Annotated in this window: 16 protein-coding genes; 1 reads left to right on the top strand and 15 read right to left on the bottom strand. The window is 31.0% G+C overall.

What is annotated here, in order from left to right; all coding sequences use genetic code 11:
• Positions 1 to 40: 40 nt before the first annotated feature.
• The 5 genes from GQF29_RS18630 to GQF29_RS09075 are packed head-to-tail and all read right to left on the bottom strand — an operon-like array spanning position 41 to position 4,069.
• Entirely contained in the window at positions 41 to 760 is a 720-nt protein-coding gene (locus GQF29_RS18630; protein WP_236916412.1) for a tyrosine-protein phosphatase, read from the bottom strand.
• Between the two features lie 10 nt (positions 761 to 770).
• Entirely contained in the window at positions 771 to 1,559 is a 789-nt protein-coding gene (locus GQF29_RS09090) for a PhnE/PtxC family ABC transporter permease (protein ID WP_008788882.1), read from the bottom strand.
• A 9-nt stretch (positions 1,560 to 1,568) separates the two neighbouring features.
• On the bottom strand, positions 1,569 to 2,348 hold the full coding sequence (phnE, locus tag GQF29_RS09085) for a phosphonate ABC transporter, permease protein PhnE (RefSeq protein ID WP_008788883.1): 780 nt from the start codon (positions 2,346 to 2,348) through the stop codon (positions 1,569 to 1,571).
• The gene (gene phnC / locus GQF29_RS09080) at positions 2,341 to 3,156 is read right to left on the bottom strand and encodes a phosphonate ABC transporter ATP-binding protein (protein WP_008788884.1); all 816 of its coding nucleotides are present in this window, start codon (positions 3,154 to 3,156) and stop codon (positions 2,341 to 2,343) included. Before phnC ends, phnE begins: the two co-directional genes overlap by 8 nt.
• A gap of 1 nt (position 3,157) precedes the next feature.
• Positions 3,158 to 4,069, bottom strand: a complete 912-nt coding sequence (locus GQF29_RS09075) for a phosphate/phosphite/phosphonate ABC transporter substrate-binding protein (protein ID WP_017143989.1) — start codon at positions 4,067 to 4,069, stop codon at positions 3,158 to 3,160.
• Positions 4,070 to 4,239: 170 nt separating this feature from the next.
• Here GQF29_RS09075 and GQF29_RS09070 point away from each other — a divergent pair, with 170 nt between their 5' ends.
• Complete coding sequence (locus GQF29_RS09070; RefSeq protein WP_008788886.1) at positions 4,240 to 4,875, top strand: TetR/AcrR family transcriptional regulator; 636 nt, start codon at positions 4,240 to 4,242, stop codon at positions 4,873 to 4,875.
• A 47-nt stretch (positions 4,876 to 4,922) separates the two neighbouring features.
• Here the strand turns inward: GQF29_RS09070 and GQF29_RS09065 are convergent, their stop codons facing one another.
• The 10 genes from GQF29_RS09065 to serC form a co-directional block, all read right to left on the bottom strand.
• Complete coding sequence (locus GQF29_RS09065) at positions 4,923 to 5,672, bottom strand: DeoR/GlpR family DNA-binding transcription regulator (RefSeq protein ID WP_008788887.1); 750 nt, start codon at positions 5,670 to 5,672, stop codon at positions 4,923 to 4,925.
• Between the two features lie 669 nt (positions 5,673 to 6,341).
• Complete coding sequence (locus GQF29_RS09060) at positions 6,342 to 6,695, bottom strand: heavy-metal-associated domain-containing protein (protein WP_008788888.1); 354 nt, start codon at positions 6,693 to 6,695, stop codon at positions 6,342 to 6,344.
• Positions 6,696 to 6,721: 26 nt separating this feature from the next.
• Positions 6,722 to 6,916 (bottom strand): FeoB-associated Cys-rich membrane protein, encoded by a 195-nt coding sequence (locus tag GQF29_RS09055; protein WP_008788889.1) that lies wholly within the window; start codon positions 6,914 to 6,916, stop codon positions 6,722 to 6,724.
• Positions 6,917 to 6,933: 17 nt separating this feature from the next.
• A complete protein-coding gene (gene feoB / locus GQF29_RS09050; protein ID WP_008788890.1) occupies positions 6,934 to 9,063 on the bottom strand; it encodes a ferrous iron transport protein B in 2,130 nt (709 codons plus the stop codon).
• A gap of 56 nt (positions 9,064 to 9,119) precedes the next feature.
• Positions 9,120 to 9,338: a FeoA family protein gene (locus tag GQF29_RS09045; RefSeq protein WP_008788891.1), complete on the bottom strand. Its 219-nt coding sequence runs from the start codon at positions 9,336 to 9,338 to the stop codon at positions 9,120 to 9,122.
• 16 nt (positions 9,339 to 9,354) lie between these two features.
• Positions 9,355 to 9,567: a FeoA family protein gene (locus GQF29_RS09040; protein WP_008788892.1), complete on the bottom strand. Its 213-nt coding sequence runs from the start codon at positions 9,565 to 9,567 to the stop codon at positions 9,355 to 9,357.
• Positions 9,568 to 9,831: 264 nt separating this feature from the next.
• Positions 9,832 to 11,781 carry an Ig-like domain-containing protein gene (locus GQF29_RS09035; protein WP_054690535.1) on the bottom strand — a complete coding sequence of 650 codons (1,950 nt, stop codon included), beginning with the start codon at positions 11,779 to 11,781 and terminating at the stop codon, positions 9,832 to 9,834.
• Positions 11,782 to 12,090: 309 nt separating this feature from the next.
• Entirely contained in the window at positions 12,091 to 13,032 is a 942-nt protein-coding gene (locus GQF29_RS09030) for a hypothetical protein (RefSeq protein WP_008788894.1), read from the bottom strand.
• A gap of 130 nt (positions 13,033 to 13,162) precedes the next feature.
• Complete coding sequence (locus GQF29_RS09025; protein WP_008788895.1) at positions 13,163 to 14,314, bottom strand: phosphoglycerate dehydrogenase; 1,152 nt, start codon at positions 14,312 to 14,314, stop codon at positions 13,163 to 13,165.
• A 9-nt stretch (positions 14,315 to 14,323) separates the two neighbouring features.
• The gene (gene serC / locus GQF29_RS09020; RefSeq protein ID WP_008788896.1) at positions 14,324 to 15,409 is read right to left on the bottom strand and encodes a 3-phosphoserine/phosphohydroxythreonine transaminase; all 1,086 of its coding nucleotides are present in this window, start codon (positions 15,407 to 15,409) and stop codon (positions 14,324 to 14,326) included.
• Positions 15,410 to 15,459 lie beyond the last annotated feature (50 nt).

The raw sequence follows: 15,459 nt of genomic DNA, 5'->3' as shown, positions 1-15,459 counted from the left end.
TGTTCTCTAACACTCTTCATAAATTTTATTCTTTAAAAGATTATAATAACTTATTTTTTAATTTATTAATATATTGACTAGATAGTCCACAATTCATCAAATATGTTTCTATATCTTGATAATGATCTAATATATAATCAATAGCTTTACGTATTGTTTCTGGTTTTGAATACATACATGATAAATCCATATCAGAAGGCATCATATCTAATAACCCTGGTTTTTCTTTTAAATAAGTATATGTTAATTGGTAGTTTGCTTCAATATCTACATTACTGACACCAGCAATCATAAGCAATAACATACTGAGAATCCCTGTTCTATCTTTTCCTGCTGAACAATGAAAAAGTAAGCACCCCTCTTTTGCATCTGTTATAAGAGATAAGAGTTGAGCAACCAATTCTTTTTCTTTCAAGAGTTCAACATAGAAATCACCTAAATCAAATTGTTCAAGATTATCCATAATTTTTGTTACATCGTCAATATCCCCACTCATAAATGGTAAATGATAATAGTCTATACCTTCAATATTCATTAATGAATCTGGATGAGCTTGGCATTCTGATTGTGATCTTAAATCAATGACACTATTGACCCCATAATTTAATAAGAACTCAATATCCTGATCTGTAAGTTGAGAAATATCATCACTTCTTAAAAAACGATGCCATTGTGTTATTTGCTTATCCTTTGTATAATATCCACCTAATTCTCTTACATTGTAAGCATTATCTAATGGTAAACGAATTATATTTTGCATTTTTATTCTCCTATTTTGTGTGTAAACGTTTTTTTATATTTACTGTCATAACTTCAAAGATAAACATTGTTACAAAGATAACAACGATAATTGTTGAAATGGCAGGATAATCAAATTTCATGATAGCTTTGTTTAATAAATACCCAACACCTCCAACACCCACCATTCCAAGTGATATTCCTTCAGCAATATTATTTTCAAATCTCATTGCAATCCATGAAATGAGTTGTGGCATTGTTTCAACTACAACACCTCTAACAACAATGTTAATCCAATTGGCACCAGTTGATTTTAAAGCTTCAACTCTCTCATAACCATCTTCTTCTAAAGAAGCAGCGAAACTCTTTGTTAAATAACCAACTGTTGGAAAAATGAGTCCAATCATTCCTCCCGTATTTCCAAATCCAACACTGGCAACAACCATAAGTATCCAGACTAAAGCAGGAATGGCACGAATAATAGCAACAATTCCTTTGATTATGCATGCTATATAATGATTAGGGGCTAAATTATCTGCTGCTAAAGCAGCCAATACAAAAGATATGATGGTTCCAATAACCAATGATGTCAAAGCAAGACAGATTGAAACCAAAACTTCTAATAGGATACTTGGAATGAGTGATGCATCAAATACTAACATTCTTGAGATAACTTCTCCAATATTAGTTAATCGATTTAAAAATTTTGTAAAGTCTAAATTTAATAAATGAACACTTATTAAAAATACAAAAATAACAATAATTATAGAGATAAAATAGCGAAGTCCTGTTCCTTTTTTTGTTGTTCTTAGAATATCCATACTCTCTCCTTAATGTACCAATAATCTTATCTTGTTTGTGATAAACTCTGTTAATAAGACAATTGTTACGACAATGATAATAATGGCACAAGCCTCATGGTACTTAAATAATTTAATATTTGTTTGAATAAGAACCCCTATTCCTCCAGCTCCTACCATTCCTAATATTGTAGATGCACGAATATTAATTTCAAAAGAATAAAGTGTCCAATTGATTAAGCTTGGTACAAAACATGGTAACAAGCCATGCCAAAGTATTTGTAAGTCACTTGCTCCACTTGCTTTTAAAGCTTCTAATTTTGAATTGGGAATCTCATTAAGACTGTCACAATAACTACGTGATAAAAATCCAAGAGTGGCAATAATCAAGGCAAGTAAGCCCACTATTTCACCTACTCCAAATGCATAAACCAATAAACTTGCCCAAATTAATACAGGAATATTTCTTAAAAAAGATATAAATGCTCTTACTAACATTCTTAATGGTTTATATGGATTTGTCATCTCACTCATCAACATACCACATAATAAAGAGAAGAATGTTGAAATATATGTTCCTACAACTGCAAATAATATTGTTTCACCAACAGCAGGAGCATACTGAGCAATATTAGAAAAGTCCGGTGGAATAAACTTATGAATAAAGAAAGATACAAATGTTGGAAATCCTAATATCATTTCTAATAAATCTATTTCTAAATAAAGACAACTTAAAGCAAATATAATACTAATGAAAAATGCTAGATAAATTTTTCTGTTTCTTGATGGAATAAGAGCAAGATTACCCATTAGCCATACCTTCTTTTAGAAAAACACTTTGATGTGATTGTTTTAAAACAATCTGTTCTTCTTTACCTTGATATATGTTTTGAATCATTTCATCAGTTAAATCGTTTGGTGTTCCATCATAAACTATACGTCCTGCCTTAATTCCAATAATTCTTGTTGCATACTTTTTTGCAAAATCAACTTGGTGAAGATTAACAATACATGTTAATCCCCTTTCACAAGTCATTTTATAAAGTGTATCCATAACTTTATTTGCAGAATGAGGATCTAGTGATGCAATTGGTTCATCTGCCAATAGAAGTTTGGGATGTTGAATAATCGCTCTACATATTCCAACTCTTTGCATTTGTCCCCCACTAAGTTCATCTGCTCTTTTATACATTTGTTCATCTAACCCAACCTGTTTAAGAAGAGTTGCCGCTTCTTGAATATCTTCTTTGGAAAAACGTCCACACAAGCTATTCATCAGACTCATATGTCCAAGACGCCCATGAAGAACATTTTTGATAACATTTGTTCTTCCAATAAGATTGTAATGTTGAAAAATCATTCCAATCATACTTCTTTGTTTTCTTAAACTTTTGCCTCTCATTTTTTCCATATGAATACCATCAAAAACTATTTCTCCTTGAGATGGATCTATCATTCTGTTAATACAACGGATAAATGTTGATTTACCTGCACCAGATGGACCAATAATGACAACAAATTCACCTTCATGAAATGAAACATTCATGCCTTGTAAAGCATGTGTTGTCTCATTATATACCTTTTCTAAATTCTTAATTTCTAAAATTGGTTTCCCCATCTTATTTATCTCCCATATCAATTTTCAATAATTCTAACATTTCTTTTGCAGGTGTATAAGTCTCATCAGTAACTTCCACAAATCGAATATCTTTATTTTCATGAACAGCTTCAAAATAACTTTCATCATCATATGTCATGAAAAATTCTTTAATCTTATCCTTTAAATCTTGTGGTAAATCACCTCTTACAACATAACAAGGATTTGGAATAACATCAGTTTCTCCAATTACCTTAATATCACTTTCTTTTAATTGTCCTGCTTTCACCATCTGAGTGATAATTGCCTTTGCAACTGCTGCTGCATCATAATCGCCCATAGTCACACCAGTTAATGAAGTTGGATGCCCGCCAGAAAAAGCAACAGTACTAAAGAAATAATCATTAGCTTCTAATTTATCTGTATCTAATTGAAGTTCTTTGATTAATTTGGCTTTTGGATATAAATAACCAGATGAAGATGCTTGATCTACAAATGCAAAAGTTTTCCCTTTTAAATCTTTTAAAGAATTAATATCATCTCGATCTGCTTTTGTAATAAATGCTGTCTTATAATCTGCAGCTGTTGGTGTTGATACTAACAACTCAGCATTTGCTCTTTCCTTTGCCTGGAAATAACTCATTGGAGAAACCAGCATAACATCTACATTTTTGCTTGCCATACCTTCAATACCAGCTGTATAATCAGTACCTTCAACAGACCCTACTTCAATTCCTAGATATTCTGATAATGCTGCTGCAAATTTTTCATGTTGTGAATCAGCATTGGGATTATTTTCATTTGGCATTTGTGCCAAGACAATTTTTTCTGGCCATTTATTGGCTGTATCTTTATTTGATGTAGAGCAACCTGCACTTCCTAATATACATACCATTGCTAGTGATAAAGTCACTATTTTTTTTAATTTTTTCATTATAAATTTCCTCCCTGTCTTTTGACACATTTATCATAACAGCAAAATTTATACAGTGTGTTAAAATTTAATTAAGTGTTCGTAAAATATACATTATGTTTAAATTTACAAGAAAAGAGTATTTGAAATCATTTAAAAATGCTATAGTATAGATGCAAGGAGTGAGTGATATGGGGAATAAATATCAAAATCATTATCAAATTCAAATTAATAATATCTTAGATCAAACTCAGAACTTATGTATTGAAAAAGGGATAGATAACGTTTCAATTGTAGATATTGCAAGAAGTTGTCATATTACACGTACAACAGTATATAACTATTTTGACAGTAAGGAAGATATTCTTTGGGCCATATTTTATCGTCATCAGTCATCTATGTATGAAAAATGTGTAACAGCAATCAAACAAGCCTCTACAACATATGAAAAATTTCAGGCCTATGCATATACAACACTTTCACTCTATAAAGAAAATATATACTATCCTATTTTCATGGATATATTCGGTTCAATCTATATGAGTGCAAGTGCAAAAAAAGATTATCAATGGGATAATCCTTACAATGAATATCAAGTAAAACCTGGTGATATGGTTGCTTTATTATCTAAAAACTTTCATGATGGAAGTGTTAAATCTACACTTGATCCAAAATTATCAACAGTATCATTTGTTTATGCTATTTCATCACTTATTGATTTTTTATATAAAAGCAATGAAGCTATACAAACAAAATATCAACTAGACTTCGAATCTGTTGCTTTCACACAAATCCAATGGCTGCTTAATGAATTAAAGAATAAATAAAAAGATTGAGAATTGAATTTTCAATCTTTTTATTTATTCAGATATCTTTAAGATACTTTTTTAACTTCAATCTTTTGTTCCAACAAATATTGTTCACATTGAATAGGAATAGCACTATCAGTGACGACACAAGAGACATCATGTGTTGGCAATAAATTAACAAGACCAATATTTTGAAATTTAGAAGACTCTGTCACAACAATGACATGCTTTGCTTGTTTAGACATGTCTCTTACTGTTTCACTTCTCATATAATCATTTCCTGTAAATCCTGATGCCTCTGAAAAGCCATCAGTACCAATAAAAAATTTATCTACAAAGAATGCTTCCACACATTTACGAGTTAACGGTCCAACCATGACCTGAGATTCTAATTGATATTCTCCACCTAGAAGGATAATTCGAATCTTTTCAGTCTTTCTAACATAATCAGCAATAAAAGCTGAATTTGTAATTATTGTTATTTCTTTTCTTGTCTTGGCTATCTCCAATGCCAATAAAGCACAGCATGAGCCAGATTCAATCATAATTGTTTCACCATCTCGAATGGATTCACAGGCCAATTTGGCAATCTTTTGTTTAACATCATAATGATAAGCCAATCTGTTATTCATATCATCACTTGAATTTAATGTGGCAAATCCATGAGCTCTTAAAATAAGTCCAGCATTCTCTAACTGGTCTAAATCTTTACGGATTGTTACCTGTGAAACATGAAGCAGTTCTGATAACTCAGTGACTTCTACTCTTTTTTGTTCAGTCAATAATTCCAATATTTGTGTATGTCTTTCTGACATCTTTGCCATATATATCACTCATTTCTTGTTTTACCTTAACATATAAAAGTTTCAAATGCAACTCTAAATGATTTCATCCTAACCTATTTTATCCAAAGAAAAAAAGTAATCTGAAGATTACTCTTTTATTGCTTGGATGGCATTTACGTGCCATTGAACAATTCTAACAACCATAGCCAATGTATGTTCTGATTTTATTTGGCTTTTTATAATCATTACAACAATGAATAGGAGTATGAGGTCAACTATAGTTATTCGTTATCATTCATGATCCAAGTTCTTATACACAATATAATCTTTTATGATTAATTCACATCAATCACTTAAATTATGAATTGTTTCATCACATAAGTTAGTCTTTGCTAACTCTTATATTTATAATACCTCTTTTCCCTGCACTTGTCAATATGTTTTGAATAATTATACAAACACAGGCTAAAATGTTCTTGAGTTTATTTTGTTTTCTTCATAATATATTGATTCGTACTTATTCTAAGATGAAAACACTCATTATTCTCATTTAACTACATTAATTGAACTTAACTCCCATTCATGAGAACATGTTCCTCTTTAGCATCTTATCAAATATAATGGCATTAACATGATCATTCCATACATAGTTTATAACAATTAAAATTGTATGTAGATATGATGAAATAAGTTTATTACTTACTCTTTTATTGATATAATATGATACCCTACTTTTTCTATAGCATCATGCAATTTTTGATTCACAATTTCTCTATCATATGAAACAATAGCAATGTGATCTTCAACATTGACTTTAGCACTAGCACCTTCAATTTTATTAATGGATTCAGCAACTTTGACAGCACAACGAGGACAATGCATTCCAGAAATATGAATCGTCTTATAGCCAATAACTGCTTCCTGAAGTTTTTTATCTGGTATTTTTGAATGATCTGAACAACATCCACCATCCCCCTTAAAGTGTTGAGATGAATTTTTAATTGCCAAAATAACAACTCCTATTAATAATAAAATAATAATAATCGTAGACATATATAACCTCCTAACAAAAAGCAGAGCTAGCGATGTAGCTCTTGCTTTCTATATTCTTCAAACAATGATTTGGAATCATGGCATAATGAATGGCTACCACAAGCGCCACAATCACCACCACATGATGATTTCCCACTTTTTTTATCCTTAATAATCGTTCTTACAGAGAACGATATAATCAAGATAAGTACACATAAAACCAATAATGTTGATAGATTCATTATGTCCACCTCCTTTGTTAATGAACTGAATATTGAACTTCTAATTTTTCTGAAGATTTTCCTTTTCTAACAAGCAAGAAAATCATACCTACAAGAACAATCAATGCAACAATAGTTCCAATACCGAAAACTCCATTGATAATAAGATTTCCAAGTTGGTAAATGATAAGGGCAACCGCATATGCGAATACACATTGATATATAATTGCAAAAGCTGTCCATTTTGCATTGTTCATTTCTCTTTTCATAGCTCCCATTGCGGCAAAACAAGGTGCACACAATAAGTTAAATGCTAAAAATGAATATGCAGATAGCGCTGTGAAACTCACAGCAAGTGTTCCCCAAATCTCAACACCATCCTCTGCTACTTCAGCAAATCCGTACAATTGCCCAAATGTAGCAACAACATTCTCTTTAGCAACCAAACCAGTAATACTCGCAACAGCTGCTTTCCATTCACCCCAACCAAGTGGTGTAAAGATCCAAGCAAATGTTTGTCCAATTGTAGCTAACAAACTATTGTTAATATCATCAACCATAGCAAATCCACTATCTTCAAATCCAAATGATTGTAAGAACCAAATCACAATTGTAGATAATAAGATAACAGTTCCAGCCTTTTTAATAAAAGACCATCCTCTTTCCCACATACTTCTTAAAACGTTTAATACTCTAGGAGCATGATATGCTGGCATTTCCATTACAAAAGGTGCTGGATCTCCAACAAATAATTTTGTTTTCTTTAAAATAATTCCAGAAACAATGATAGCTCCAACACCTAAGAAATAAGCACTAGGCGATACCCAAGAGGCTCCATCAAACAAAGCTCCTGCAATCAAAGCAATAATAGGTAATTTCGCACCACATGGAATGAAAGTTGTTGTCATAATTGTCATTTTACGATCACGATCACTTTCAATCGTACGACTAGCCATAATGCCAGGTACTCCACATCCACTACCTATAAGCATTGGAATGAATGATTTTCCAGATAATCCAAATTTTCTAAAGATTCTATCCATGATAAATGCAACACGTGCCATATATCCGCAATCTTCTAATATTGCTAAAAATATAAATAACACTAACATTTGTGGAACAAATCCTAACACTGCACCAACTCCTGCCACAATACCATCAAGGATTAAGCTTTGAAGCCATGCTGCACAATTAATTGAGACTAGGAATCCTTCAATTGCTGGTGGAATCATTTCACCAAAGAGAACATCATTTGTCCAATCGGTTACAAATGTTCCTACTGATGTTACAGAGACGTAATAAACAATAAACATAACCAATGCAAAGATTGGTAAAGCTAAGATACGATTAGTAACAATTCTATCAATCTTATCAGATGTTGTTAAACTTTCACGATTGGCTTTTACATAACAATCTTTAATAATCTTTGTGATATAACTATATCTCGCATCAGTAATAATACTTTCGCTATCATCATCCATCTTCTTTTCAATAGCTTGTATAAGGCTTTCATCTTCAACCTTTGTATTTAATGAAGAAATGATTTTATCATCACGTTCAAATAATTTTATACTATAGAATAAAGTAATATGTTGATCAATACTTCTAGGTAATAAGTGTGATAATTGATCTAAAACTGAATTTATTTCTTTGTCATAAATATTTTTAGCTTCAAAAGAACGATGAGCACTTTCTTTTACCTTTGCCATAACCTCATCTATACCCTTATTTTTAAGAGCTGATATAGGCATAACTGGACATCCTAGTTCTTTTGACAATTGAACGTAATTCACTTTATCTCCACGCTTTTCAATAACATCAAGCATGTTGATTGCCACCACAACTGGAATTCCCAATTCAAGGAGTTGGGTTGTTAAATATAAGTTACGCTCTAAATTAGAACCATCAACAATATTTAATATAACATCAACTTTTTCATTTAATAAATATTCACGAGAAACAACTTCCTCTAATGTATAAGGTGATAACGAATAAATACCTGGTAAATCAGTAATCTTGATTTCCTTATCTCCTTTATATTTTCCTTCTTTTTTCTCAACTGTAACTCCTGGCCAATTTCCAACAAATTGATTTGCACCCGTTAAAGCATTAAATAATGTTGTTTTTCCACTGTTTGGATTACCAGCTAATGCAACTTGTATACTCATATTTTTCCTCCTCTTTAGTTACCCATAACTAACTCTAGTATCATTTTAAATGCTGCTTAATCTACATCAATCATAGCAGCATCGGCTTTTCTTAACGATAATTCATATCCTCTCACAGTCACTTCTATCGGATCCCCTAATGGAGCTACTTTTCTTACGAAAACTTCAACGCCCTTAGTTATACCCATATCCATAATTCTTCGTTTTGTTGCACCTTGACCATTTAACTTCTTGACAGTCACTGTATCTCCAACTTTGACTTCCTTTAATGTCATAACTTTCCCCCCCTCCTTAAATCATGATTTTTTTAGCAAGTTCTTCACTAATTGCGACTCTAGAGTCTTTTATATTTACAATTAAATTTCCGTTATTCTTTGTGATAATTGAAACAGAGCTTCCTGGAACAAAACCAAGATTTTCAAGATGACGTTTGGTTTCATTTCCTCCACCCACTTTTTTTATAATATTTTCTTTATTTAAATCAGCAAATGTTAATGGCATCATGTCTACCTCTCTTTCTTATCAGTATAAAACTGATATCACTTTCCAAACAAAGTTAGCAAAACCTAACCAAACATTTATAAATATAAGTTAGCGAACTCTAACTTCAAACTTAGAATACTCCTCTTTCTTAAATTTGTCAATATATGAAAGCATAAAAATAGAATAATTTTTAATTATATATTATAATATATAATTTTATTTATAACAGAGACATAAAAAAACTTCAACGAAATAAAAATAATCATTATTCCGTTAAAGCTTTTATTATTTATTTAATAAATCTTTTCTTTTTTTATCTAAAATTAAGACAATTCCACTTACTAATGCTAAACTCGCTATAGATATCCATAAAATTGTTTGATTTTCATCACTCGTTTTCACATTTGTTGGATTTTTTTCAAGATTATCTGTTGAATTGATTTCAACATTTTCCTCATATACCAAAGCATATGTTGAGAACCTATCTGTAGAAAAAGACAATGTTCCATCACTGTTTAGAGTTGTTGCTAATTTATCTGCTTTTCCATCATGAAGACGTATAACATAGAATGTTTTTCCCTCAGCCTTAAGATTGCTTGGTAAAGTTAATGTATAAGTGATAGGCTTATTTAATTGATATAAACTTCCTAATTCCTCATTGTTATTAGCAATCAACATCATGCTCAAATCAATATATTGTACAATTTTTGGTGAAGTTTGTGTAGTTCCATTAGAAACTTTTAAAACATCTTTTATTTTTTGAAGTTCTTCTTGTTTTATGGCACTCTCTTGTAGTATTTGAGATTTAGCTTTTACAGTAATTGTTTGATTATCTAAAATGGCTTTTTCAACTTTATAAGCTGTTTCATGACTTAAAATATTTTCAGCAACTTGTTGCCCATTCAATATATCTTTAACGATATCATTAACTGTATTGATAATTGTTGTTTGTGAATTGTTATCACTAATTCCTACTTTTACTGTTGTATCTGGTTTTGATAAATCAACATTTGGTATATCTGCCTTAATTGCTTGAACTGTAACTTTACAGTTTGCACTGAAAGAACCTACTTTTGCAGTAATAATTGCAGTTCCTTCTTTTACTGCTGTTATCACTCCATTGGCATTAACAGTTGCAATTTTGGAATCACTTGAACTCCAAGTGACTTGGTCAAGTGTTGTAGAAGGTGTAACAGTAGCTTTTAAAGCTAATTCAGATCCTACAAGTAATGTTTTCTTTGCTTCTGAAAGTGTGATACCTGTTGCACTTTTAGCAACCTTATATACATTATTAACTTTTACACAACTATAACCTTGCTCTAAAAAAGCATTGACATCGTTATCAAATTGACCACCTGATATTATCGTATTAACTTGACCAGTTGGTGAATTTTCTCCTATTTTATCAGCTCCAAAATTCCCTTCAAAAGTACCACCGCTAATATGATTAACAGTTGTTCCACCTTGTGTGTCAAAATAATTAGCAAACACATAATTATCCTTTAAAGATTGCTTAAAATGTCCACCAGTGATTGTTGTTTTTGCTGGTCCTTTCCAAAATCTTGTTAGAATTGTATAATTACCACCATCAAATGTACCATCTTCAATTGTTGCAACACCACTATTTTGAATATTTGCAAAGCTTTTGTCAGAAGTACAATGATATGTACCACCTTTTATTGTTAAATTCCCATAGACTTGAGCACTGCTATCATCATTCTTAATGACAATCCCAGAATCTGTAAAAGTTCCATCATGAATTGTCATTGTTCCTAAGTTACGAATCAAAGCAGAATTCTTAGTTCCATTTTGTTCCTTTTCATTATTTATATCATCTGTATATGTTCCATTTACAATATTCAGAGTTCCTGAGTTATCAATTAAATAACCATATCCCTCTTTAGTTAATGTCCCATTCCCTTTAATTTCAAGACTTCCTTGTACAGTTAGACCAGGACCATTATCTTTCTGTAAAGTCAATTTTTTACCATTTAAATCTAATTGGATAGTCTTTCCCTTTTCGACAACCATTTGTTGCTGTGTCAAGTTTTCTTGTAATATAATATGACCACTACCATTTTGAATAGCATCATCTAATGTAGAAAATGTCTTCCCATTACTATCCAATATTGGACTGTTAGCAGCATTTACATGACTTGGTATACTACTCATCACCAATGTAAGTGCTCCAGCAACGATGATACCTATAAACCTATTTGTTTTTATACCTCTCACTTTCAAATCCTCCTTTTATAAAATTCTTGTTCATTAATTTGTACTTAAATGAACCTTCAAAAATGATAAGAATTTTCATATTTTGAGGTAAAAAAAGACATTTATCTCATGATAAATGTCCAGTCCGTAAAGGTACAGATAAACGAACTTCATGACTAAATGAAATCCTTATAATAATCACACCCTTTACAATCCTATTTACTTAAGTTCATTATATCTTTTTATATCCTTTTTTTCAATAAAAATATCAATCTCCAAGATAGGATAACTATCTTATGACAAATAAAAAAAGAGATACAGTCATCAATATTATAACTGTATCTCAAATGTATTCCCTTCAACAAATAAATGTATTGTCCCCTTTTCAGATAAAACACTATTCTTTACAGGCATAGCCAAATACAATGTACGTGTTTGTAATGGCTCTATCTTTCCTGTTTTTGATACAGATTTATGATTTTCACTTTCTATAATAATTTGTGACTTAATCTGTTCTTGCCCTATTGTATATTCACAATAAATATAATCACTTGGATCTAGTGAACTATCTGTAGTATTTTTAATATCAATTTGTAAAATAACAAATGTTTCATCTTCATGATCAGTTGGAATATAACTGTAGAAGAAACCTTTATTAGAAGGCTCAATTTTATTCGATTGTGTTATATTATTTAAAGCAATTTGCGTTTGCTTAAGAGTTAAAATATCACCCAATGATTTGCTATCATTATTAACAATATGTTGTTCTGTTGTGAATGTATATTGAAATTCATGCTCATCTAAAACTTTAAATTGGAGACTTGCTTCTTCTTTAACTTGCTCCTTAGGAACTTCACAATAAAGATGTACATATCTTGTTTCATTTGTTTTTAAAGTATCTGTTGTACTCATTTGATTATAATTGACTGTTTCTATAGCATGTTTCATTGGATATGATTCTTTATTGATTTCAAATTGTCCATTAAATATATCTGTCATCTTCATTTCATTTTTTGATAAATTAACTGTTTTAACAACCATATCTATAAAAATATTATTTTCATCTGATAACTTAATATATTTATATGTTTTATTTTTATTTGAGGGTGCAATTTGTTGACTGACTTCTGTTTTCATAACTTCAAATTCTAACTGATCTTGATATGTATATGAATTTGCTTCTTTCAATATCTCCACTTCAGTTTGTTTTTGACAACCCATCAAGCAACAAGCAATACCTAGCAATATTCCTATTTTTTTCACAATTATCATTCCCCTTTTTCTTTATTCTAGCATATTTTACAATTAATTCCTACCAAACATTAAACCAAGAACAAAGAAATAAATAATCATATAAGACTTAAAAAGGATAGAAATTCTATCCTTTTGTCTCACAACTTCGTTATTCAACAACTCTTACTTTAATAACATTTTCCAAACTTTCAAACTCTTTTGTTCCTACAACATCGTTTGTATCAATAATTGTATAAGCATAATCATCCTTAGCTTTATTTACCATATTTTCAATGTTAATTTCTTGATTAGCTAAAAGAGTGGCAAATTGTGCTAACATGTTTGGTACATTTTTATGAATCAAACAAATACGATACTTTGTCGTGCGTGGTTCGTTAATAGTTGGGAAGTTAACTGAATTCACAATATTACCACTTTCTAGATAATCCTTTATCTCTTTTACTGCCATGCGGGCACAATTATCTTCTGATTCTGGCGTAGAAGCACCCAAGTGTGGCATGACAATCACATTTTCATGATCAATGATATCTGGTGTTGCAAAGTCAGTAATATACTTGGCAACTTTTCCAGAATCAATAGCAGTCAAAACATCTTGTGCATTGACTAAATCCCCTCTTGCAAAGTTCAAAATACGAACTCCATCTTTCATCATTGCAATACTTTCTTGATTAATAATCCCTTTTGTCTCTTTTGTGCTAGGTGCATGTAATGTAATATAATCACATTCACTAAAAATCGTTTCTACATTTTGAGCATTCTTAACCCATTTACTCATTCCCCATGCAGCATTAACTGAAATATATGGATCAAATCCATAAACTTCCATCCCCAATTTGATTGCAGCATTAGCAACATGAACCCCTATTGCACCTAAACCAATAATTCCTAATTTTCTACCTTCTATCTCTGGTCCTACAAACTGGCTTTTTCCCTTTTCCACCAATTTTGCAGCATCCTCATTCCCCTTAAGAGTTTTAACCCAATCAATCCCCTCTACTACCTTACGTGATGATAAGAAAAGTCCACATAATACTAACTCTTTAACTGCATTTGCATTCGCTCCTGGCGTATTAAAGACAACAATCCCCTCATTGCTGCACTTTTCAAGTGGTATATTATTAACACCTGCTCCAGCTCTTGCAATTGCTTTTAAATTATCATTCAATTCATATTCATGCATTGATGCAGAACGTACCAATACACCATCTTCTTTTTCAACATCTTCCCCAACAAGATATTGGTCATCAAATTGACCGACTCCAACTGGAGAAATTTTATTTAATAATTTAATATTATACATATATATCTCCTATTTATTCTCTTCTTCAAATTTTTTCATAAAATCAAGCAATGTTTGAACTCCATCCAATGGCATAGCATTATAGATAGATGCACGAATTCCTCCTACAGAACGATGTCCTTTTAAATTAGACATTCCAGCTGCAATAGATTCTTTAACAAATTTAGCATCCAAATCTTTATTAGGACAAGTAAATGTCACATTCATAAATGAACGATTATCTTTATCACTATGAACATGATAGAAGTCTGATTGATCTAAATAGTCATATAATAATTTCGCTTTCTCTTCATTTCTTTTTTGCATAACTTCTAATCCACCTAAACTATCAATCCATTCAAGCATTAAACCAAGCACATAGATTGAGAAAGTTGGTGGGGTATTGTACATTGAATCATTATCTGCAATTGTATTATATTCCATCAGAACTGGAATATTCTCTTTATGGTCCTTAATAAGATCTTCTCTTACAATAACTACACCTAATCCTGCGATACCCATATTTTTTTGTGCACCTGCATAAATCATCCCATAATCAGCAACATTGATTGGTTTAGACAAGATATTAGATGACATATCAGCGACAACTGGTACCCCTTTTGTATCTGGTACGTATTTCCATTCTGTTCCAAAAATTGTGTTATTAGAACATAAATGAACATAAGATGCATCTTCTCTTAAATCTAATTCCTCTTGTGTAGGAATATGTTTAAAGCCATTATCAGCACCATTGTAAGCAATATGAATATCACCAAATTTTTTAGCTTCTTGAGCACTTTTTTTAGAGAAAGCTCCAGTAACAATATAATCAGCTTTTCCATTTTTCATTAAGTTTAATGGAATAGTTGAAAATTGTTGTGTTGCTCCGCCTTGTATAAATAAGATTTTATAGTTATCTGGTATATTTAATACCTTTTTTAATAATGCCTTTGTTTCATTAAAGATTTCTAAATAGGACGACGATCTATGGCTCATTTCCATAACGCTCATTCCACTATCTTTATAGTTCAACATTTGAGCAGCTACTTTTTCTAATACTGGTACAGGTAGTGTTGATGGACCTGCTGAGAAATTGTAAACTCTTTTTTCTGTCATATTGACGTCCTCCTTTATAATGTTGTTGCTATTATATTTGATAAAAACAA

The sequence above is a fragment of the Coprobacillus cateniformis genome, from assembly GCF_009767585.1.
Taxonomy (GTDB): Bacteria; Bacillota_I; Bacilli_A; order Erysipelotrichales; family Coprobacillaceae; genus Coprobacillus; species Coprobacillus cateniformis.
Note: the sequence above shows the minus strand (reverse complement) of the source record. Positions and strands in the feature narration are given on the sequence as shown.

Coding starts and splice junctions, on each gene's coding strand:
- GQF29_RS18630 (WP_236916412.1), bottom strand. CDS start 760: ATGCAAAATATAATTCGTTTACCATTAGATAATGCTTACAATGTAAGA.
- GQF29_RS09090 (WP_008788882.1), bottom strand. CDS start 1,559: ATGGATATTCTAAGAACAACAAAAAAAGGAACAGGACTTCGCTATTTT.
- phnE (WP_008788883.1), bottom strand. CDS start 2,348: ATGGGTAATCTTGCTCTTATTCCATCAAGAAACAGAAAAATTTATCTA.
- phnC (WP_008788884.1), bottom strand. CDS start 3,156: ATGGGGAAACCAATTTTAGAAATTAAGAATTTAGAAAAGGTATATAAT.
- GQF29_RS09075 (WP_017143989.1), bottom strand. CDS start 4,069: ATGAAAAAATTAAAAAAAATAGTGACTTTATCACTAGCAATGGTATGT.
- GQF29_RS09070 (WP_008788886.1), top strand. CDS start 4,240: ATGGGGAATAAATATCAAAATCATTATCAAATTCAAATTAATAATATC.
- GQF29_RS09065 (WP_008788887.1), bottom strand. CDS start 5,672: ATGTCAGAAAGACATACACAAATATTGGAATTATTGACTGAACAAAAA.
- GQF29_RS09060 (WP_008788888.1), bottom strand. CDS start 6,695: ATGTCTACGATTATTATTATTTTATTATTAATAGGAGTTGTTATTTTG.
- GQF29_RS09055 (WP_008788889.1), bottom strand. CDS start 6,916: ATGAATCTATCAACATTATTGGTTTTATGTGTACTTATCTTGATTATA.
- feoB (WP_008788890.1), bottom strand. CDS start 9,063: ATGAGTATACAAGTTGCATTAGCTGGTAATCCAAACAGTGGAAAAACA.
- GQF29_RS09045 (WP_008788891.1), bottom strand. CDS start 9,338: ATGACATTAAAGGAAGTCAAAGTTGGAGATACAGTGACTGTCAAGAAG.
- GQF29_RS09040 (WP_008788892.1), bottom strand. CDS start 9,567: ATGATGCCATTAACATTTGCTGATTTAAATAAAGAAAATATTATAAAA.
- GQF29_RS09030 (WP_008788894.1), bottom strand. CDS start 13,032: ATGATAATTGTGAAAAAAATAGGAATATTGCTAGGTATTGCTTGTTGC.
- GQF29_RS09025 (WP_008788895.1), bottom strand. CDS start 14,314: ATGTATAATATTAAATTATTAAATAAAATTTCTCCAGTTGGAGTCGGT.
- serC (WP_008788896.1), bottom strand. CDS start 15,409: ATGACAGAAAAAAGAGTTTACAATTTCTCAGCAGGTCCATCAACACTA.